The organism is Paracoccus sp. PAR01, assembly GCF_014851995.1.
Taxonomy (GTDB): Bacteria; Pseudomonadota; Alphaproteobacteria; order Rhodobacterales; family Rhodobacteraceae; genus Paracoccus; species Paracoccus litorisediminis.
Genome location: NZ_JACVAW010000002.1, coordinates 413,558 through 431,987, shown reverse-complemented (window position 1 = coordinate 431,987; position 18,430 = coordinate 413,558). Strand labels below are relative to the sequence as shown.

21 protein-coding genes are annotated in these 18,430 nt (G+C 62.8%); 12 read left to right on the top strand and 9 right to left on the bottom strand.

Going from position 1 to position 18,430, the window contains the following annotated elements:
• Positions 1–72: 72 nt before the first annotated feature.
• Entirely contained in the window at positions 73–777 is a 705-nt protein-coding gene (locus tag IB235_RS07295) for a DUF1003 domain-containing protein (protein WP_225612094.1), read from the top strand.
• 312 nt (positions 778–1,089) lie between these two features.
• Here the strand turns inward: IB235_RS07295 and IB235_RS07290 are convergent, their stop codons facing one another.
• The 5 genes from IB235_RS07290 to IB235_RS07270 form a co-directional block, all read right to left on the bottom strand.
• The gene (locus IB235_RS07290) at positions 1,090–1,704 is read right to left on the bottom strand and encodes a queuosine precursor transporter (RefSeq protein ID WP_155038952.1); all 615 of its coding nucleotides are present in this window, start codon (positions 1,702–1,704) and stop codon (positions 1,090–1,092) included.
• 97 nt (positions 1,705–1,801) lie between these two features.
• On the bottom strand, positions 1,802–2,779 hold the full coding sequence (locus IB235_RS07285) for an esterase-like activity of phytase family protein (protein ID WP_192336199.1): 978 nt from the start codon (positions 2,777–2,779) through the stop codon (positions 1,802–1,804).
• Positions 2,752–3,615, bottom strand: coding sequence for a penicillin-insensitive murein endopeptidase (mepA, locus tag IB235_RS07280; protein ID WP_192336198.1), 864 nt, complete (start codon positions 3,613–3,615; stop codon positions 2,752–2,754). Before mepA ends, IB235_RS07285 begins: the two co-directional genes overlap by 28 nt.
• A complete protein-coding gene (locus IB235_RS07275; RefSeq protein WP_192336197.1) occupies positions 3,612–4,970 on the bottom strand; it encodes an MFS transporter in 1,359 nt (452 codons plus the stop codon). The genes mepA and IB235_RS07275 overlap by 4 nt, the downstream gene beginning before the upstream one ends.
• Before the next feature lie 51 nt (positions 4,971–5,021).
• Entirely contained in the window at positions 5,022–5,594 is a 573-nt protein-coding gene (locus IB235_RS07270; protein WP_192336196.1) for an acyl-CoA thioesterase, read from the bottom strand.
• A gap of 131 nt (positions 5,595–5,725) precedes the next feature.
• On the opposite strand from IB235_RS07270, the gene IB235_RS07265 reads away from it, so the two are divergent.
• A complete protein-coding gene (locus tag IB235_RS07265) occupies positions 5,726–6,019 on the top strand; it encodes a YggT family protein (RefSeq protein ID WP_155038948.1) in 294 nt (97 codons plus the stop codon).
• Positions 6,020–6,021: 2 nt separating this feature from the next.
• A complete protein-coding gene (gene recQ / locus IB235_RS07260; RefSeq protein ID WP_192336195.1) occupies positions 6,022–8,046 on the top strand; it encodes a DNA helicase RecQ in 2,025 nt (674 codons plus the stop codon).
• A 94-nt stretch (positions 8,047–8,140) separates the two neighbouring features.
• On the opposite strand, the gene fliP is transcribed toward recQ, so the two are convergent.
• From fliP to fliF, 4 genes are read right to left on the bottom strand one after another with little or no spacing between them, the layout of a single operon-like run.
• The gene (gene fliP / locus IB235_RS07255; RefSeq protein WP_192336194.1) at positions 8,141–8,863 is read right to left on the bottom strand and encodes a flagellar type III secretion system pore protein FliP; all 723 of its coding nucleotides are present in this window, start codon (positions 8,861–8,863) and stop codon (positions 8,141–8,143) included.
• Positions 8,860–9,117, bottom strand: coding sequence for a FliM/FliN family flagellar motor C-terminal domain-containing protein (locus tag IB235_RS07250; protein WP_192336193.1), 258 nt, complete (start codon positions 9,115–9,117; stop codon positions 8,860–8,862). Before IB235_RS07250 ends, fliP begins: the two co-directional genes overlap by 4 nt.
• 2 nt (positions 9,118–9,119) lie before the next feature.
• On the bottom strand, positions 9,120–9,677 hold the full coding sequence (locus tag IB235_RS07245; protein WP_192336192.1) for a hypothetical protein: 558 nt from the start codon (positions 9,675–9,677) through the stop codon (positions 9,120–9,122).
• The gene (gene fliF, locus IB235_RS07240) at positions 9,674–11,239 is read right to left on the bottom strand and encodes a flagellar basal-body MS-ring/collar protein FliF (protein ID WP_192336191.1); all 1,566 of its coding nucleotides are present in this window, start codon (positions 11,237–11,239) and stop codon (positions 9,674–9,676) included. Before fliF ends, IB235_RS07245 begins: the two co-directional genes overlap by 4 nt.
• A 112-nt stretch (positions 11,240–11,351) precedes the next feature.
• On the opposite strand from fliF, the gene fliL reads away from it, so the two are divergent.
• From fliL to IB235_RS07195, 9 genes are read left to right on the top strand one after another with little or no spacing between them, the layout of a single operon-like run.
• A complete protein-coding gene (gene fliL, locus IB235_RS07235) occupies positions 11,352–11,831 on the top strand; it encodes a flagellar basal body-associated protein FliL (protein ID WP_155038942.1) in 480 nt (159 codons plus the stop codon).
• The gene (locus tag IB235_RS07230) at positions 11,828–12,178 is read left to right on the top strand and encodes a hypothetical protein (RefSeq protein ID WP_192336190.1); all 351 of its coding nucleotides are present in this window, start codon (positions 11,828–11,830) and stop codon (positions 12,176–12,178) included. Before fliL ends, IB235_RS07230 begins: the two co-directional genes overlap by 4 nt.
• Positions 12,171–12,719 carry a MotE family protein gene (locus IB235_RS07225; RefSeq protein WP_192336189.1) on the top strand — a complete coding sequence of 183 codons (549 nt, stop codon included), beginning with the start codon at positions 12,171–12,173 and terminating at the stop codon, positions 12,717–12,719. The genes IB235_RS07230 and IB235_RS07225 overlap by 8 nt, the downstream gene beginning before the upstream one ends.
• Positions 12,720–12,722: 3 nt before the next feature.
• Positions 12,723–13,589 carry a flagellar motor stator protein MotA gene (motA, locus tag IB235_RS07220; protein ID WP_192336188.1) on the top strand — a complete coding sequence of 289 codons (867 nt, stop codon included), beginning with the start codon at positions 12,723–12,725 and terminating at the stop codon, positions 13,587–13,589.
• Positions 13,586–13,870 carry a hypothetical protein gene (locus tag IB235_RS07215; RefSeq protein WP_192336187.1) on the top strand — a complete coding sequence of 95 codons (285 nt, stop codon included), beginning with the start codon at positions 13,586–13,588 and terminating at the stop codon, positions 13,868–13,870. Before motA ends, IB235_RS07215 begins: the two co-directional genes overlap by 4 nt.
• A complete protein-coding gene (locus IB235_RS07210; RefSeq protein WP_192336186.1) occupies positions 13,867–15,954 on the top strand; it encodes a flagellar biosynthesis protein FlhA in 2,088 nt (695 codons plus the stop codon). The genes IB235_RS07215 and IB235_RS07210 overlap by 4 nt, the downstream gene beginning before the upstream one ends.
• Positions 15,951–16,709 (top strand): flagellar biosynthetic protein FliR, encoded by a 759-nt coding sequence (locus tag IB235_RS07205; protein WP_192336185.1) that lies wholly within the window; start codon positions 15,951–15,953, stop codon positions 16,707–16,709. The genes IB235_RS07210 and IB235_RS07205 overlap by 4 nt, the downstream gene beginning before the upstream one ends.
• Positions 16,706–17,815 carry a flagellar type III secretion system protein FlhB gene (gene flhB, locus IB235_RS07200; protein ID WP_192336184.1) on the top strand — a complete coding sequence of 370 codons (1,110 nt, stop codon included), beginning with the start codon at positions 16,706–16,708 and terminating at the stop codon, positions 17,813–17,815. The genes IB235_RS07205 and flhB overlap by 4 nt, the downstream gene beginning before the upstream one ends.
• Positions 17,812–18,204: a hypothetical protein gene (locus tag IB235_RS07195; protein ID WP_192336183.1), complete on the top strand. Its 393-nt coding sequence runs from the start codon at positions 17,812–17,814 to the stop codon at positions 18,202–18,204. The genes flhB and IB235_RS07195 overlap by 4 nt, the downstream gene beginning before the upstream one ends.
• Positions 18,205–18,430 lie beyond the last annotated feature (226 nt).

Sequence of the window (18,430 nt, the reverse complement as noted above, 5' to 3'; positions counted from 1 at the left end):
CCGACCGGACGCGCCGATTGGCAGGGCGGGTTCAGCGGCTATCGTCGGACCCGCATCGCTTGGGGCCGTCAGATGAACCACAACCCATCCGCCATGATGAATTGCTCGGTCTGCGGCAGGGAGGTCGCGCGGCAGGATTTGACCGAAGCGGCGCATGTCCGTCCCTCGATCGCCGCATTGATCCGCGAAAACACAGTGGGATGGGGCGAAGACAGTCTGATCTGCCCCGACTGCATGCAGCAATACCGCCAGCTTTACCTGACCCGCCTGCTGGCCGATGAGACGGGCGAGTTGGGCGAGCTTGAGCAACAGGTGGCCGCCGCGCTGAACCGCAACGAACTGCTGACACTGCAATACGCCCCTGACGACGTAGACGAGGACCTGAGTTTTGGCGAACGCATGGCCGACCGGGTTGCCAGTTGGGGCGGCTCATGGGCCTTCATCCTGACCTTTCTGCTGGTTCTGCTGATCTGGATGGCCGCGAACTCGCTGGCCCTGCTGATGCGGCCCTTTGACCCCTATCCCTTTATCCTGCTGAATCTGGTCCTGTCCTGCGTCGCGGCGCTGCAGGCTCCGGTCATCATGATGAGCCAGCGTCGGCAAGAGGCCAAGGACCGCCGTCGCGCCGAAAACGATTATCAGATCAACCTCAAGACCGAACTGGAGCTGCGCCAGCTGCATGAAAAGATTGACCACCACCTGATGCATCAATGGCATCGCCTGCTGGAGATCCAGCGCATCCAGGTCGATCTGCTGCACGAAATGAAGCAGGGCTAGGCCGCGCGACTCGGGCAGCGATTGCCTGAAAAACAGGGCCTGAGATTCGGGCAAAAAAGCGGGCCCGGAAACCGGGCCCGCACAATGGGAACGGGCCGCTTCCTTGGGAAACGACCCGCGAGATCCACGGAGATGGTCCGGTTAGGGTTGGTGCCCACCGTCCCAGTCAGGGTTTACGACCCTTGGGGCTGCCCTCAGGCCACGGCCCCCCTGACTGTCCCGACACCTCTCTCCAATATCACTCTCGACACTGGACCACCTCCTTTCAATGTGTTGCCGTATGATCTTAGCGTGCCACAGATCAGGACTCAGTCAATGCATTTGAGCGCGCTTCTGGATCAAATTTCCGACGATGATACGGAAGGGCACCAGAGCCAGGATTGCCTGCGCCATTTTGACCATCCAATCGGCAACTGCCAAAGAAACCCACAACGGTTGCGCGGGACCATGCCCAAGCAGGGGGACCAGCTCATTTGCCCAGGAAACGTCATCAGCCGGAAACAAAGGTGTGAGCGTGGCCGAAAAGGCGATGGTGAAAAAGACGGCGGTATCGAACACCGAACCGGCAATCGTCGCGGCCAGTGGCGGCAACCACCAGTTGTATTTCCGCAACGAGTTGAAGACGGAAATATCCATCAGCTGCGCGGACAAGAACGCGGCACCGGATGCGATGGCAATCCGCAGCGTCGTCTTGTCCATGCCGGCGGCGATGATCGAACACAGCACCCCGGTCACGAAACCGGCGAAGACGACCTTGCGCGCAGCGGCCGGGCCATAAACGCGGTTCATGATGTCGGTGACAAGGAAGGCGACCGGATAGGTCAGCGCACCCCAGGTCAGCCAGCTACCCAAAAGGTGCTGGACCAGAATGTTCGAGGCCACCACGACGATGGCCATGGCGATGACGCCAGGAAGAATACGGGACATGTCGGATTCCGTTTTGACAAGGTAGCGGAGACTCGGCCCCGGCCTTCTGGGGCAGCGCCGAATACGCCCGCGTGGTTGGGCATGTCAACAGCGATGCCTATTCGGTCAGGCGGTATTCCACGATCTGGGTCTGCTGGAAGGCGTGGAAATTGTCGTCCGCGATCAGGGTCAGCCGGATCCCATTGCCATCGTCCCAGACCGACATCCCCTCAAGATTGTCATATTGCAGCGGGTATGAGGTCAGCAGCACCTGTTCCTGCGACAGCCCCTCGGCGGTCATGTCAAAGCGCCGGACGCGGCTGCGGAAACCCAGCAGCCCCATGAAATCGCGCTCAAGCAGATACAGTCGTCCATCCGGGCCGACATCGGCATCGACGGCAAGGAAGTCTCCGCGCCGGGGGATGCTGAAGGGCTGGTCCCATTTCCCGTCGCGAAAGCGCCAGACCGGGAAGGGGCGCTTCAAGCCGCCCGAGCGCTCCGGGATGGTCAGCAAGGTGTCATCCGCCATGATCGCCAGCGATTCCAGCGAGGAATTGCGCTGCAGCTTGCGAAACGCGTCGATACGGGGCAGCAGATGCGCGGGGCTGTCGGGGCTGTCGTGGCCCACCACGCGGGTCAGCCCCTCATAGCTGATCCAGATGCGACCGTCGCGGCCGATGGCCAGCCCCTCGCTGTCGCCTTTCAGGCCGGGCTGCAGTTTCTGGCCTTCGCTGTCCCGCAGCCGGGTATGGCCCTGAGTGATCAGATTGGTGATGCGACCCGCATCATCCCGCTCGATCCGGCCCCAGCGCAGGGTGGCACGGTCGGAAAGCGCGATGAAACCCGCCCCGTCATCATTGATGTGAAGGCCAGAAAAGCCGCCGAAATCGGCATCCGACATGCTCCAGCGATAGGTGCCGACATGCTCGACGCGGGGCAGGTTGCCGGTGCCCGGGCTGACCGAGCCCGCCGTGCAGGAATGCGAAAGCAGGACCGCGAGCCCCAGAAATGCAAGTGCGAGCCCGCTGAGGGCTCGCCTTGTCCATCCCCGGTGTGTCGCGCCTTGGCTTAACGTGCGGTGGCGACGGCCTGGCATTGGCGGGGCATCTCACTTAGTCGATAGCTGCGGGGGTGGCGATAATCGGGATCGGGCGGCACGGGCTTGACCCGGCTGGGATCGATGCGGTTCTTGATCCATTCGGCGGCCTCGGCGCAGCCGTCGCCTGCGGGCGGCGCATCCTGCTGCTGGCAGGCGGAACCCGCCGGGCAGCTGAGGCGGACGTGGAAATGGTACTGGTGGCCGTTGATCGGGCGCACCTTGCGCAGCCAGCTGCGGTTGCCCTTCTCCATCTGGCACATGGCGACCTTGGCCATCGGATCAATGAAGATGCGCTCGACCCGCGGATCGCGGGCGGCGGCGCGGATGATCTGCATATGTGAGGCCGACCAGTTCCCGGACAAGGCCGTGCCCTTGCCATTCGTCACCGAGACCGAGGAAATGCCTTCGCGCTGGCCGGGGGACAGTTGCAGGCTGGGCGGCGGCATCAGCCAGATATCGGCATCCAGCCCCATCTGATGGCTGGCATGGCCAGTGACCATCGGGCCCCCGCGAGGCTGGCTCATATCGCCGATATACAGCCCCTTCCAACCCGCCTGACGCGCGGCCTGCGACAGGCCGATCACGAAATTCACCAGCTCGGGATGGCCCCAGTTGCGATTGCGCGACAGGCGCATGGCCTGCCAGGTCGGGCCGGTTTCCGGCAATTGCACCGCGCCGGTGACGCAGCCCTTGGAATAGAAGCCGATGGCGGCGGGACGCCCGCCGGTCGGACCGCGGTTCGCGCCAAAGACATCCTTGGCAAGCGGATCTGCCGCAGCGGGCAGCGCAGCCGCCAGCGACAAGGCCAGCATGCTCAGGAATTTGCGGATCACTGCTCGGGTTCCCCTCTTGCTTTGACCCAGTGTAACAAAACCAGCGAAATAAGGAACATCACGATCAGCGGAGAGATGCCCAGCCGCAGGTTTCCGCTGAAATGCGTGACCAGCGCGATCAGGAAAGGTGCAAGGAAAGTCGTGGCCTTGCCAGACAGCGCGTAAAGGCCAAAGATCTCGGTCGCGCGTTCGGGGCTGGTATGCAGCACGACCAGGGTGCGCCCCGAGGCCTGCAGGACGCCGCCCGCGCCGCCGATCAGCGCCCCGCACAGGAAGAACAGCGCATCGGGCAGGCGCGAACCCTCGGGCAGGGGGAAGCCCATGATCTGGCTGCGATCCATGCCGATGACGATGGCGCAGACAAAGATCAGGGCCAGCGTGCAGATGATCGTCACCGGTTTCGGCCCCCAGCGCCGGTCGGCCCGTCCGCCCAGCCAGCAGATCACCGTGGCCGACATGGCCGCGACAATGCCGAAGATCCCCGACAGGATCACCGGCCAGCCCAGCACGGCGGCGGCGTAGATCCCGCCGAATGCATAAAGCCCGTTCAACGCATCGCGCGAGAACATCGAGGACAGCAGGAATGCCGCCAGCGAGCGGCGCTGGCCAAGGCTAAGGATCAGCTGCCACAGGTCGCGCATCGCGCCCCCGATCCGCAGCGGGCGTTTTGGTCCCGGCGTTTCGCGCACCCAAAGCGCAAAGGGGATCATGAAGACCAGAAACCAGATCGCGGTGAAGGGACCGACGGCGCGCGTTCCCTCGCGCAGCGCCGCGTCCAGCCCAAGGATCGGCGGAATGCCCAGCAGCGTCAGGCCGGTCTGCGCGTTTTCGGCCAGCAAAAGCAGCACCGCAAACAGCGACAGCACCCCGCCCAGATAGCCAAAGGCAAAGCCCGAGCCCGAGACCCGCCCGACCTCTTCCCTTGGTGCAAGGCCGGGTAGCAGGGCATTGGTGAAGATCGTCGCGAACTCCATCCCGATCAGGCCAAGGCCAAAGCAGATCAGAACCGGGATCAGGTTGGGCTGATCGGGGGCAAGGAACCACAGCCCCCAAGCACCGGCGACGTAAAGCGCCGAACAGGCCCAGACCCAGATCAGCCTGCGCCCGCTATTGTCGGCGACCGCGCCAAGGATCGGGGCCAGCACCGCGATGATGAAGCCCGAAATTGCCAGCCCGTAACCCCATAGCGATTGCGAGGCGGCGGCGGCGGCCTCGGGCGACAGGCCCTGTTGGGTGTAATGCGCCCGGGCGATTTCGGCGAAATAGACCGGAAAGATAAAGGTGGTCAGCAGGGTGGAATAGGGCTGGCTGGCCCAGTCAAAGAACCACCAGCCCCAGATCTTCTTGTGCTGCATGCCGGTCGTCCCGCCCTTGTGTCTTTGTGCGGGCATATGGCCAATGGCGGCTCAGGCTGGCAAGTCGTCTTTCGGATCGCCGGATGCCAGATCCGGCAGGACCGGAGGCCAGGGCCGCTGCGCATCCGCCGCGATCCATGCCTGCACCCAGTCGGGCAGTTCCGGGCTGGTCGTGTCGCGGCCAGCGGCCTCCATCAGCCGGGCGGGCGGGACGATCCCGTCGGCCGAGGTGATCGCGCCCCGCAGCAGCATGTGGTTGCAGCATTCGCCTTTGCGCCAGATGCTCTGCTCCATATACAGGAAGCGCGCGTCCCAGCCCAAGGTGCGCGAGACCATGGTGAAGCGGTCGAAACCTCTGACCCGGCGACGATAGCGCAGCGAGTTCCCGGCGACGGTGATGCCCCAGCCATTGTCGCGCATGGTGCCGATAATGCCGGTCCGCACCGCCATCGGCACCCGGCCAAGGTCGTAAAGCGTCAGGGTGCGGCCGTTGTTCAGCTCGATCCAGGGGTCCAGGTCCCAAGGCCAGCAACGATGGGTCGAGACATGCGGGTCAAGCACGCCAATGCGCGGTGCATTGCGGTATTTCAGCATCTCGGCGGCAAAGCGCAGGATCGGATACATCGCCCCTCCTTGTATGGAACCCCGGCTATGCGCTGGATCGGCCAAGGTCAATCGGGACGCAGCGGCGCGCAGGGTTGCGCAAGGGCGGGTGCTGCCTTACCTGTCGCTGGCATGGATTTGGCGAGGAAATGATGGGCACGCTGTTCGAAGCACTGATGCTGATACTTGACGTGGTGTGGTTCGTGATGATCGCCCATATCATCATGTCCTGGCTGATCAACTTTCAGGTGCTGAACCTGCGCCAGCCGCTTGTCTGGCAGATCTGGAACGGTCTGAACCGGGTGCTTGAGCCGCTCTATGCCCCGGTCCGCCGCATCCTGCCCAGCACCGGATCGCTGGATCTGGCGCCGCTGGTGGTCTTCATCGTGATCATCATCGCCCAGCGTGCCCTTATCAACAACGCCGGCTGGTTCTACGGGTTCTGAGCATGTCCGCAGCCCCTCTGCTGCGGCAGGTCTTCGGCTTTGACGGCTTCCGTCCGGGTCAGGAGGAGATCGTCGATGCCGTCGCCTCGGGTCGCGACGTGCTGGCGATCATGCCGACGGGCGGGGGGAAGTCGCTGTGCTACCAGCTGCCTGCGCTGATGCGGGACGGGCTGACGGTGGTGGTTTCACCGCTGATCGCCTTGATGCGCGATCAGGTCCGCGCGCTGACCGAGGCCGGGGTCGCTGCCGCAGCCCTGACCAGCGGAAATTCCGAGGATGAGAATTCCGAGGTGCTGCGCGCGCTGTCCGCCCGCGAATTGCGCCTGTTGTATATCGCACCGGAACGGCTGGCCTCGGGCGCGACCTTGCCCTTGCTGCGTCGCGCGGGCGTGCAGGCCATCGCTGTCGATGAGGCGCATTGCGTCAGTCAGTGGGGCCATGACTTCCGCCCCGACTACCTGCGTGTGGGCGAGCTGCGCCGCGCGCTTGCGGTGCCACTTGCCGCCTTCACCGCCACCGCAGATGCCGAAACCCGCGATGAGATCGTCGCCCGCCTGTTTGGCGACGCCGCGCCGCAGGTCTTCCTGCGCGGTTTCGACCGGCCGAACATCCATCTGGCTTTCCAGCCCAAGGACGGGCCGCGCCGCCAGATCCTTGATTTCGCCACGGCCCGACGCGGGCAATCGGGCATCGTCTATTGCGGCACCCGCGCCAAGACCGAAACCCTGGCACAGGCGTTGAACGAAACCGGACTGGCCGCCGTCGCCTATCACGGCGGGATGGAGCCGGATAACCGCCGCGCCGTCGAAACCCGTTTCCAGCGCGAGGACGGGCTGATCGTCACCGCCACCGTCGCCTTTGGCATGGGCATCGACAAACCCGATATCCGCTGGGTCGCCCATGCCGATCTGCCGAAATCCATCGAGGCCTATTATCAGGAAATCGGTCGCGGCGGCCGCGATGGTGCCCCCGCCGAGACCCTGACCCTTTACGGCCCCGACGACATCCGCCTGCGCCGCAGTCAGGTCGACGAAGGTCTTGCCCCGGTCGAGCGCAAGGCCGCCGACCACGCCCGGTTGAACGCGCTGTTGGGACTGGCCGAGTCCGCGACCTGTCGGCGGGTCGCGCTGCTGGGCTATTTCGGCGAAAGCGCCGAGGCCTGCGGCAATTGCGACATCTGCGATGCCCCGCCCGCGACATTCGATGGTACGCAGGCCGCGCAAAAGGTGCTCTCTGCCATTCTGCGCACCGGCGAAACCTATGGCGCGGGTCATATCATCGACCTGCTGATCGGCAACCCGACCGAGCGCATCAGCGCGCGCGGCCATGACCGGCTGCCGACTTTTGGCGTTGGCAAGGATCTGTCCCGCAGCGAATGGCAGGCCGTGGTTCGCCAGATGCTGGGCCGCGACCTGATCCGCCCTGATCCTGAGCGGCATGGCGGTCTTGCCATTACTGCGGCCGCTCATGCCGTTCTGCGCGGCGAGGAAACCGTCACCTTGCGCCGCGATCTGGTCAGCCGCACGCGACCCGCAGTCGTCGTGCGCACGCAGGTCGATGAGGAGGACGCGCCCCTTCTTTCCGCGCTCAAGGCCCGTCGCCGCGCCTTGGCCGAGGCGGCGCGCGTGCCCGCCTATGTCATCTTTCCCGACCGCACCCTGATCGAGATGGCTCAATCCCGCCCGATGACGCTGGACCAGATGGCGCGGGTGAATGGCGTCGGCGCCAAGAAACTGGAAAGCTATGGTGAGGCATTCCTGCGCGTCATCGCTGGCGAGGTGGCGCCCATGCATCCGGCCCGGAAAGCTTTGGCAGGTCGTCCCTCGGCAGAGCTGTTTGACCGGCTGTCCGCCGCGCAAATCCGCTTGCAACGTGGCGAGGACGGGACGGAAAAGCCGCTTTCCGTCGGAACCTCGACCCTGCGCCGGATCGCCGAGGATCGTCCCGATGATCTGTCTCGCTATCTCGACCTGGCAAGGCTTGACCGCTTCGGCGCGGCCTTCCGCACCGAGATTGACAGCGACTAGGCTGCCGTATTTGCCGCCCTGCTTTGCCGGGCAGGAATATCGCCCCTCGATATCGACAGATGACGCTCTGCGACATTGCTTCTGATCGCGACCGCTATTGGTAACTGCGCACCAGTGCCGTCGCCACCAGTTGCCATCCATCCACGACGACAAAGAATGCCAGCTTGAACGGCAGGGCGACCACGGCCGGCGGAACCATCATCATCCCCATCGACATCAGCACCGCCGAGACGACAAGATCGATGATGAGGAAGGGCAGCGAGACCAGAAAGCCGATCTCGAAGGCGCGCTGTATCTCGGTCAGCATGAAGGCCGGGACCAGGACTGACAGACGCGCAACGCCGCCCTTGGGTTCGGGCGACAGGTCGGCCAGCATTTCCAGCGTCTCGGGATCGGCGCGTGCCTCCATGAAGTTGCGGAATGGGACGATGCCGCGCTCAAAGGCCTGTTCGATGGTGATCTTGTTGTCGCGAAGCGGTGCCCCTGCAACATTCCACGCCTCGGTAAAAACCGGACTCATGACGAACCAGGTCAGGAACATCGCAAGCGAAACGATGACCATGTTGGGCGGCGCCTGAGAAAGGCCGATTGATTGCCGCAGGACCGACAGGACGGTTGCGATGAAGGGAAAGCAGGTCACCATGATCGCAATGCCGGGCGCCAAGGAAAGGGCGGTCATCGCGGCCAGAATCGTGATCGTATGCCGACCGACCCCGTTGCCGGCTGCCTGTGCTACCTCGCCCCAAGGCGCCGTTTCTTGTGCGATACCCACCTGGGGAAGCAGAACGGCAATCGTCAGCAGAAGCAGCCTGATCATGACCGTTGTGCGGTCCCAAGAATACGGACGCAAAGCCGGTTGTCGCTTTCCCCGCCCGAGGTCAACTCGCCATGGGCGATCACCTTTTCGCCCACGCAGATCTCGACCCCGTCCGAGATCTCCTGATCCAGAGTCACGATATCGTCACGCGTCAGGCGTGACAGTTCCGCGATGGTCATCCGGGTCCTGCCCAGACGGATCGTGATTTCGACCTGAATCTGGTCTGTTGCAATCATTCCGGCCAAATCGTCCATGGCTATTCCTTGTGTGTGAATTCCTGAATGATGGATCGGATGGATGAAATCATCCGATCCGGCTCGATCAGCACGCGACCGCCTGCGCCCTTCAGTTCCACAGTGCTGCCGTTATCCGCGCTCTCGATTACCACGATCGAATCACCACCGATTTGGGCGATACAGTCGCGGACCGGAACTGCTATGCCTGATGAACAGGTGATGTTGACGGTTGTGCCGGAACTGTCTTCGGTCAGGACCCGCAGGGCCTGCGAAAGCTGTTCGATCAGTTTTTCACGACCATAACGCGGGCCAAGCTGATCGACGATCGAGATCAGGACAGGAAGCATCGCCTGCAGCGTATCCTGCCGAATTTGCGCGAATTCAGACGCCTGTTGCGCAAGTTGCTCGCTGATCCTGCCGATCTGTGCGGACAGCTGGTCGATACTGCGCGCATGGGCGTCCTGACGGCCTTGCTCAAAGCCTTCCTGCAAGGCCCGCTCCAGATCGGCCTCGGTCAGGGATCGTGGTGTCACTGTCGGGCGAGCGAAGGATTCCAACCGTAGCGCCGGGCCAATCAAATCCGATCCTCCCGCGCCTCAATCCATCCCGAAAGCAGCTTTACGCTTTCCTCCTTGCGGGATTTCATCAGCTCTTTCAGCCGCTGCACCGGATCGCCATTGCCGATCGCAGCGGGATCGAAGTCGATTTCTGGGATGGCGGCCGAGGCCGGTGGCATTTCCGGATCTGCGGTGATCTCGCGCGCGGTCAGCGCAGGAATCTCGGTCGGTCGGGACATGTCCAGCAGGGCTTCATTCTGGCGATTCCGCCGGATCGGACGCAGGACGAAGGCCACACAGGCAAGGATGAAAAGGCCAGCCAAAACCAGACGCAACAGGCTGTTCAGATCAAGGCGAGAGAGCATCCCGGCCTCTGTCGCAAGCGTCCCAGCATCGGACAGCGTGGCAAAAGCCAGCGATTTAACCGTAAGTTGGTCTCCACGCGCCTCATCAAAGCCGACGGCCGAGGCGACCAGTTCGCGGATTGCATCAAGATCACCGGCTTCGCGGGGGACGAGTTGTGGGTTGCCACTCTCGTCGGGTTTGTTGATGCCGTTGACAAGGACGGCAACGGTCAGTCGGCGGATGGCGCCGGGTTGACGATTGACCTCGCGCGTCAGCTTGCTGACTTCGAAGTTGGACCTTTGCCGAGTCTCGGAGCGTGACGCACGGCTTTTGTCGCCGTCATCCTGCTGCCCTTCCGGTAGGTTCGATGCCGCGGTGACCGTTCCGGGCGCGGTATTCGAGCTTTGGTCCGCCAGTTCTTCGCTCTCTTGCGAAATCAAGGCGCGCTGCTGGGGATCGAAGCGCTGTTCGGTCAGGACCTCGGATTCGGTCACCACATCCAGGTTCAGCTCGACGACCGCGTTCCCGCTGCCGACATGGGCCTCGAGGATGCGCTCGACGTTGCGCTTCATTTCACCCGCGCGATCATCCATCGCAGCGTCATCGCCGGTCGAGATCACGCCCCGTTCACTGTCGATGACTGTGACCCGCTCTGCAGCCATCCCCGGAACGCCGGAAGACACCAGAAACTTCAGCGCTTTGGCCTGCGAACGACTGATCGGAGTGCCGTCCGTGGTCAGCGTGATCGAGGAACTTGCCTGCGCCTCGCGCCGGTAGCCACGGCCATTTGGAACCGCCAGATGCACTCGCGCCGATTTCACGTTGGGCAGAGCCAGAACGGTGCGGGCCAACTCGCCTTCCTTCGCGCGCCAATAGGCGGCGTCGAACATCTGCGACGTAGTGCCAAAGCCCGACATGCCGTCCAGTATCTCATACCCGGTCCCGCCCGAGGCAGGCAGCCCCTGACCCGCCAGCGTCATCCGCAGCGCGTCGCGACGGCCTTCCTCGACCCAGATGGTGTCGCCGCGAACCTCGAAGCGGATGCCCGAAGCCTCGATCGAGGAAACGATGGCACCGGATTGCTCGGGCGCCAGCCCCGAAAACAGCGGCGCCAGCGTCGGGCGCGAGGCCATCCATGACACGCCGGCAATCCCCAGAAACGTGAGGACGAAGGCCAGAACCAGGGTAACCCGCTGATTCAGACTTCTTTCACGCCAGTAATCCTGCAGCTTCAGCATGCGTGTCCTTCGAATCGGCCTGTGACATGACCAGACCCTTCTGACACGGCGCCGATTAAGAATTGGTTAGCCCGCAGGTGATATCCGATTGAGGCCAAGACGGAGAATCACCATGGCTGACGCCGCCCTTTCCCCGCCCGACACCGTTCAGAAAACCGGCCGCAAGCCGTTCCTGTTCATCGCTGTTATCGCCGTGATGCTGGGTGCGGGCTTTGCCTCGAGCTTCTTTGGGATCTGGTCTCCGATGGCACTGCTGCCCGCCGGAAAGGCGCAGCATGAGGTCAAGCCGCTGCCCGCGATCGAATTCGTCTCGATGCCGCAGATCGTGGTGACGCTGGCCGGGCCGCAGATGCGAACACTGATCATGGCGGTCGAGGTCGAGACCACGCCCGAGAAACGGGCGGAAATCCAGTTGCTGCTGCCGCGGCTGAGCGATGCCTTCAACACCTTTCTGGCCGAGATCGACCCGTCTGCCTTCGAAAAGCGCGGGATTCTTGAAATCGTCCGCGACGAGTTGGCGACGCGCGCGATCTACATCCTTGGAAAGGATGCTTTCACCGACATTCTCATTACGGAGTTCCGCATCCAATGACCGTTTCCCACCTTCTTCAGGCTGGATTTCTGCTGTTTTCCGTCGGTCTGGCCTTCTTCTGCTTCCTGCTCGCGCGGCGGTTGCGCAAGCTGAATGATCTGGAAACCGGGCTTGGCGGGGCCATCGCCGTCATGACCAGTGAGATCAGCCGCCTTGAGCGGTCGATTCAGGCCGCCAAGTCCGAGGCGATGGCCGCCACGCGGGGGCTGGCCGATGAGATCGAGCGCGCCAAAGAGGAACGCGCCTTCTGGGTGCTGCAAAAGAAATTCGCGGAAAACACCGCAGTAGGCTCGGGCCGGCTCCGGCGCAAACGCCGCGCTCCGGCCCGAGAGATGACCAATGCGTAGGCCGCTGCTTCAGGTTTTCGGTGCTGCTATGCTGCTTGCGGCAGCGGCGCAGGCCGTGTCCCTGCTTGGGGGAACCGGGCCACTACGCGCGAATGCCGAGCCTGCGGCGCTACTGAAGGGCTGCGACGATGTCCCCGAGGCTGTGGCTCTGGCCGAAACCCTTCAGCAGCGGGGTCTGCGGATCGAGAGCTATATCAAGGACATCGACCGTCGAAAGACCGAACTGGCCGAGGCCGAGAAACAGTTAACCGAAAAGCTGATCGAGTTGCGCAAGTTGCGTCAACGCATCAACGACCACAACCAGCAGGTTGATCAGACCCAGAACGACGAGATCACCCGCATCATCGCCATGTACGACCAGATGAAGCCGGAACAGGCCGCGCAGGTCCTGGCCAATCTGCCGCCCGATTTCGCGGCACAGATCTTGGTCCGGGTGCAGCCGGAAACCGGAGCAAGGATCATGGCCTCGGTCGAGCCGCATCAGGCCGCGGTTCTGACCTCGTTCATGGGCGTTGCTCGCGCAAATCAGAAACAGGAGTAGGCCATGTTTGGCATGATTGGGATCGTCCTGACCTTTGCAACGGTGTTTGGCGGCTACATCCTGGCAGGAGGAAAATTGGGGGTGATCCTGCATTCGCTGCCCTATGAGATGATGATGATCGGTGGCGCGGCGCTGGGGTCTTTCCTGCTGTCGAACGAAACCTCGGTGATCAAGCAGTCTCTGGGCGGGATTGGTCGTTCGCTGAAAGGGCCAAAATGGCGTGAATCTGATCTGCAGGACGTTCTGTGCCTGCTGTTTCAGCTGCTGCGGATTGCGCGCGTCAACCCGATCGAGCTGGAAAGCCATGTCGAGGACCCAGAAAACTCACCTATCTTTCAGGCATTTCCCCGTATTCTTGCCGATGGACATGCGGTCACCCTGATCACCGACACGCTGCGCTCGGCCAGCCTGAACTACGACGACCCCTATCAGGTCGAGGAGATGCTTTCCCAGCGTATCAATCTGATGAACGAAGAGGCACTGCACGCCCCGCATGCGCTACAGAACATGGCCGATGCGCTGCCTGCGCTGGGGATCGTGGCGGCGGTGCTGGGTGTGATCAAGACGATGAGCGCGATCGACCAGCCACCCGAGGTCCTGGGCAAGATGATCGGCGGTGCCTTGGTGGGGACGTTCCTGGGGGTGTTCCTGGCCTATGCGTTGGTCGCGCCATTCGCGCAGCGCCTGCAGGCGGTAACGAAACAGGATCAGTCCTTCTATGACGTGATCAAATCCGTGCTGGTGGCCGGTCTGCATCAACATGCGACCAACCTATGCGTCGAGGTCGGCCGTCAAACCGCGCCTGAACATGTTCGTCCCAGTTTCGGCGATGTTGAAAACGCGCTTCGAGACCTGAAGAGGGCTTCATGATCGCGGCGCTGACCCTTGCCGCGATCATCGCGGCAACCGATGCGGCGGCGGGCCTTTCTGTTCAGCAGGATTCGGCGACGGCACTGATCGCAGACGCACGTGGCTGGTTGCTGAGCGGTGAGCCCCTGCCCAAGGACATGGCCTTGCGTCTGCAGCGGTTGGACCCGGCCGCACGGATCACGGTGCTGGTGTTCCTGCGGCGCTCCGGGCTGATGACCGGCCCCGGCTGGAGCGCTGAGCAGATTCTGTCTCCCCCCGATGTACCGGAAACTGCCGAATGAGCGATGTGCAGGCCTCGTCGACCGGGCAGGGGTCGCTGCGTCCATTGCTGATCACGGCAGGGCTGGTCATTGTCGTTCTGTCCATGGTGCTGCCCTTGCCCGCGGCGGTCCTTGATGTCGGCATCGCCTTTTCCATCGCGACAGCAACCCTGATCCTGGTGATGGCGGCGCTGGTCGAGAAGCCGACCGACTTTCAGGCCTTCCCGGTGTTGCTGCTAGTGTCGCTGCTGATCCGGCTGTCCCTCAATGTTTCATCGACCCGGTTGATCCTGACCCATGGACAGAATGGCCCCGAGGCCGCGGGCCATGTCATCAACGGCTTTGCGGAATTCGTCGCAGGCGGTTCGCTTCTTGTCGGGTTGACGGTGTTCGCAGTCATCTCGATCGTGAACTTCATGGTCATCACCAAGGGTTCGGGCCGGATGGCCGAAGTGTCGGCACGGTTCGCACTGGATTCACTACCGGGTAAGCAACTGGCAATCGACGGAGACCTGAATTCGGGCGCGATCGATCATGAAGAGGCCAAGCGCCGTCGCATTCAGGAACAGAATGAAATCAGCTTCTTTGGCTCGCTCGACGGGGCGTCGAAATTCGTCAAGGGCGATGCGATTGCGGGTCTGCTGATTACCGTCGTCAATCTGTTCGTCGGGCTTGCGGCAGGCATCCTGGTCCATGATCTGCCTGTCTCCGAGGCCTTCTCGACCTATTCCCGGCTGACGATCGGCGATGGGCTGGTTTCGCAGATCCCGGCGCTGATTACCTCGATGGCTGCGGCGCTGCTTTTGTCGCGGGGCGGGGCGTCTGAGACGACGGCAGACCTGCTCTCGCGCCAGATGCTGTCTAACTGGCAAGTGCCTACTGTCGTGGCTGGCGGGATGCTCATCGTTGGCATGATCCCCGGCATGCCTGTCGGGGTGTTCGTGACGCTGGCCGCGGCCTGTGGGCTGGCTGGTTGGGTAATCCGCAAGCGCAGCCTGAATGCCCCTGCCAATGATGCTGCGCAAGACAATCTGCCTGCTCCGCTGCCGATCCAGAACAAGATCGGCGATGTTCTGGATACCGAGGAAATCAGCGTCGAGATTGGTCCCGGCCTGATTGCAAGCGCGCTCGATCAAGGACGGGGACTTGGTCAAAGGATTACCAATCTGCGGCTGCATATTGCCCGTGCCTTTGGGCTGATCCTGCCCGATGTCCGCATCACTGACGGGACAGATTTCGGACCGGGCGAATATGTCATCCGGCTGCAAGGTGTGGTGCGGGGTCGGGGAACGCTGCTGCCGGATCGCGTGCTGGCCTTGGGTGCCGAGAGCGTTCTTGGCCATATCCCCAGCGAGGAAATCAGAGAGCCGGTCTATGGCAGCCCCGCGAAATGGATCGATCCGGATGATCAGGATGAAGCCGCGATCGGCGGCGCAACGATCGTCACGCCCATGGAGGTGCTGTCCACCCACCTGATGGAGGTCGTGCGGACAAATCTGGCCCTGCTGATGACGATGACAACCATGCAGCGCATGATCCGAGAGCTCTGCGATGTCTCGGACACGCATCGGGCACAGGTCAACCAGCGTTTCTTTGATGGGATGGTCCCCGACAAGGTTTCGCCCGAATTGCTGTTGGCGGTGCTGCGGGCCATGCTCGAGGAACGGCTGTCCGTGCGAAATCTCGTGCTGATCACTGACGCCGTCTATGAGGCCCGCAATGCCGCCTCGCCCGAAGCTATCTATGAACAGGTGCGACGCCGCATGCGCGGCCAGATCTGCGAGCAATATGCCGCCATCGACGGCCAGCTAGAGATCCTGCAGTTGCATCCGATGTGGGAGGCCGAATTGACCCGCGCCGAAAGTGAGGCCGGGCGCTCGGGCAATGCCGCCCTGCCGCAGCTGCAGCAGAAGTTGACCGAGGCGCTGCGCAAACTGCTGGCGACCCTGCCACCCGCGCAAGAGTTCGTCCTGACCGTGCCCGACCATCGGCGGCGCCTGATCCGAATGATTCTGGGCAGCGCCGGGATCTCGATGCCGGTCATCGGGCTTGATGAGATCGATCCGGCGATCCGCGTCCGGCTGTGCGGAACGGTCGCCTCGTGACCGAGCTGCTGCATGATCCGCGCATGACGGCGATGTTCGGGGCGATGCTGCTGGTCTATTGCCGCGTGCAGGCATGCATTCTGGCGATGCCCGGATTCTCGTTGCCTGGCCTTCCGGCCCGCATCCGCATCGCGGTGGCCATGGCAATGACGCCGCTTCTGGCCGAGGGGGTCGCGATTCCGCCGGTGTTGAATTCGATCGCATGGTTCGGGGTGGCTTGCCTTGCCGAGCTGGTGACCGGACTGGCCCTGGGCATGCTGGTTCGGCTGTTTTCCGCGGCGCTGGACGTTGCGGCAGCGGCGATCGCGGCAACCGCCTCGCTTTCGCAGCTGATCGGCGCCGCGACGGAATATTCGCCCCATCCGATCGGCAATCTGCTGCATCTGGCCGGCCTTGCGGTGCTGATGGCCATGGGGTTCCCGCTGGCCGTTTGCGAGCTGCTGCGGGACAGTTTTGCCCTGCGCGCGGTGGGCGAATGGCCGCAGATCACGACTTTGCTGCCGGTGGCGATCGATATGCTTTGGCAGGGATTCTTGCTGGCGCTGATGCTGGCCGCGCCGTTCATCTTGGGTGGATACCTGTTTCAGGTGCTGTCCGGCATGATCAGCAAGGTGATGCCGGCATTGCCCGTCACATTCATCGCAGCACCCGGGGCGATCCTGCTTGCGCTGGTCGCTCTGGTCTTGCTTGCACCTGCCACGGTTTCGCTGTGGGCGCAGGCGGTGCTTTCCTCAATGCAGCAGGTGCTGGATTGAGCGGCTCTGAAGATGATGACGACAAGCAGTTCGATGCCAGCGAGCACAAGCTGCGCCGGGCACGCGAGGAAGGGGATATCCCCCGCTCGGCCGAGCTGTCATCGGCCCTGACCTATCTTGGTCTGTGGGGTGCGCTCAGCCTGGCGGTCGTCTGGCTGGTTCCCGACTGGACGGCAATGGCGGCGCGGGGACTTGGGGCCGAGCCTTGGCCGGATGGCCGCGGCAAATCGGTCATGGATCTGGCCCGAGCTATGACCGGGCAGGCAGGGCTGGGGATCCTTGCCATTCTTGCGATCATTGCGCTGCCGGTCCTGATCGGCCTGATTGTGCAGCGCGCGATCATCGTCACCCCAAAGAAGCTGTTGCCCGATATCAACCGGGTAAATCCGCTGAAGAATGCCGGTCAGAAGTTTGGTCGCTCAGGACTGGTCGGCTTTGCGATCTCATTGGGCAAGGTGTCGCTGGTCGCTGCCGGCGGGTGGTTTCTTTATCGTTCGCTTCTGGGCTGGATCCTGTCCACGAACGCCATGGCCGAAATGCAGTGGATCTCTGGTCTTGATGACGTGACCCGCAAGGCGCTTTACCTCGCGCTCGGCATTGGCGCGCTTTTCGCCGGGATCGACGTGCTGTGGAAACGGTTCGAGTTTCTGCGCCGCCAGAGGATGTCTCGAAAGGAAATGCAGGACGAATACAAGGACAGCGAGGGCGATCCCCATTTCAAGGCTGCACGCCGTCAGAAGGGTGTCGACATCGTGATGAACGCGATGCTGGCCGATGTCGAAAAGGCCGACGTGGTCATCGTCAACCCGACCCATTACGCCGTTGCTCTGGAATGGAAACGGGGCAGCGGTCGCGCTCCGGTCTGTCTTGCCAAGGGTGTGGATGAGGTTGCGCACCGCATCCGCGAGCGCGCGACCCAGCACAATGTCCCGATCTGGTCCGATCCACCATGCGCAAGGGCGCTGCACGCGACCGTGGAAATCGGACATGAAATCAGCACCGAGCAATTCGCCCCCGTCGCCGCCGCCATTCGCTTCGCCGAAGCCATGCGCCGCAAGGCACGCGGCGGCTGGACAAACCTGCCTGTCGGAGGACCACGCCCATGAGTCGTCAAACCCAAGGCCTGACCCGGCTTGAACGGTTGGCCCGCCTCAAGTCGGATATCGAGATGCGGCGCTTCTCGGCATTTCGGCAAACAGTCGAGGCCGCGCGCCTGCGCATCGCGGCGGTCGAGCAGGATCTGCAACGCCTCTACGATACCGAGACGGATTTCTCGGTCAGCGAAGCCAGACTGGCGAACGCCATTGCGCAAGAGCTCAGCCGGGCGCTTCTGAAAGCCGAGCGGGACCTGCAACAGATGCTTCCTGGTTTCGAGGCCGCTCGTATCCGTGCGCAACGCGAATTCGGTCGCGCAGAAGTTCTGAAGACGCTGCAGGTTCAATCTGGTTTGGAGGATCGGTTGATCGCGACGCGAAAACGTGAGCCGCAGGCTTAGTCGGCTGCTGTGCAGGCAATCCGGTTATTCGATGTTCCGGTGGCGATCGGTTCCAGAATGAAACCCTTCCGCAGATAAGCGAAGCCGACCTCTCGTCAGGGAAGTTCAGCCAAGCCCCCCAGATTCAGGCGTCTGGGCGTCAGTCCGCCGGGCGACTTACTCACCCAGAGGTCTCTCAACTCCAACCTGCCCTTTCGCACAGAAATGCAAAGGCCCATCACGTGGC

Coding starts and splice junctions, on each gene's coding strand:
- IB235_RS07295 (WP_225612094.1), top strand. CDS start 73: ATGAACCACAACCCATCCGCCATGATGAATTGCTCGGTCTGCGGCAGG.
- IB235_RS07290 (WP_155038952.1), bottom strand. CDS start 1,704: ATGTCCCGTATTCTTCCTGGCGTCATCGCCATGGCCATCGTCGTGGTG.
- IB235_RS07285 (WP_192336199.1), bottom strand. CDS start 2,779: ATGCCAGGCCGTCGCCACCGCACGTTAAGCCAAGGCGCGACACACCGG.
- IB235_RS07275 (WP_192336197.1), bottom strand. CDS start 4,970: ATGCAGCACAAGAAGATCTGGGGCTGGTGGTTCTTTGACTGGGCCAGC.
- IB235_RS07270 (WP_192336196.1), bottom strand. CDS start 5,594: ATGTATCCGATCCTGCGCTTTGCCGCCGAGATGCTGAAATACCGCAAT.
- IB235_RS07265 (WP_155038948.1), top strand. CDS start 5,726: ATGGGCACGCTGTTCGAAGCACTGATGCTGATACTTGACGTGGTGTGG.
- recQ (WP_192336195.1), top strand. CDS start 6,022: ATGTCCGCAGCCCCTCTGCTGCGGCAGGTCTTCGGCTTTGACGGCTTC.
- fliP (WP_192336194.1), bottom strand. CDS start 8,863: ATGATCAGGCTGCTTCTGCTGACGATTGCCGTTCTGCTTCCCCAGGTG.
- IB235_RS07250 (WP_192336193.1), bottom strand. CDS start 9,117: ATGGACGATTTGGCCGGAATGATTGCAACAGACCAGATTCAGGTCGAA.
- fliF (WP_192336191.1), bottom strand. CDS start 11,239: ATGCTGAAGCTGCAGGATTACTGGCGTGAAAGAAGTCTGAATCAGCGG.
- fliL (WP_155038942.1), top strand. CDS start 11,352: ATGGCTGACGCCGCCCTTTCCCCGCCCGACACCGTTCAGAAAACCGGC.
- IB235_RS07230 (WP_192336190.1), top strand. CDS start 11,828: ATGACCGTTTCCCACCTTCTTCAGGCTGGATTTCTGCTGTTTTCCGTC.
- IB235_RS07225 (WP_192336189.1), top strand. CDS start 12,171: ATGCGTAGGCCGCTGCTTCAGGTTTTCGGTGCTGCTATGCTGCTTGCG.
- motA (WP_192336188.1), top strand. CDS start 12,723: ATGTTTGGCATGATTGGGATCGTCCTGACCTTTGCAACGGTGTTTGGC.
- IB235_RS07215 (WP_192336187.1), top strand. CDS start 13,586: ATGATCGCGGCGCTGACCCTTGCCGCGATCATCGCGGCAACCGATGCG.
- IB235_RS07210 (WP_192336186.1), top strand. CDS start 13,867: ATGAGCGATGTGCAGGCCTCGTCGACCGGGCAGGGGTCGCTGCGTCCA.
- IB235_RS07195 (WP_192336183.1), top strand. CDS start 17,812: ATGAGTCGTCAAACCCAAGGCCTGACCCGGCTTGAACGGTTGGCCCGC.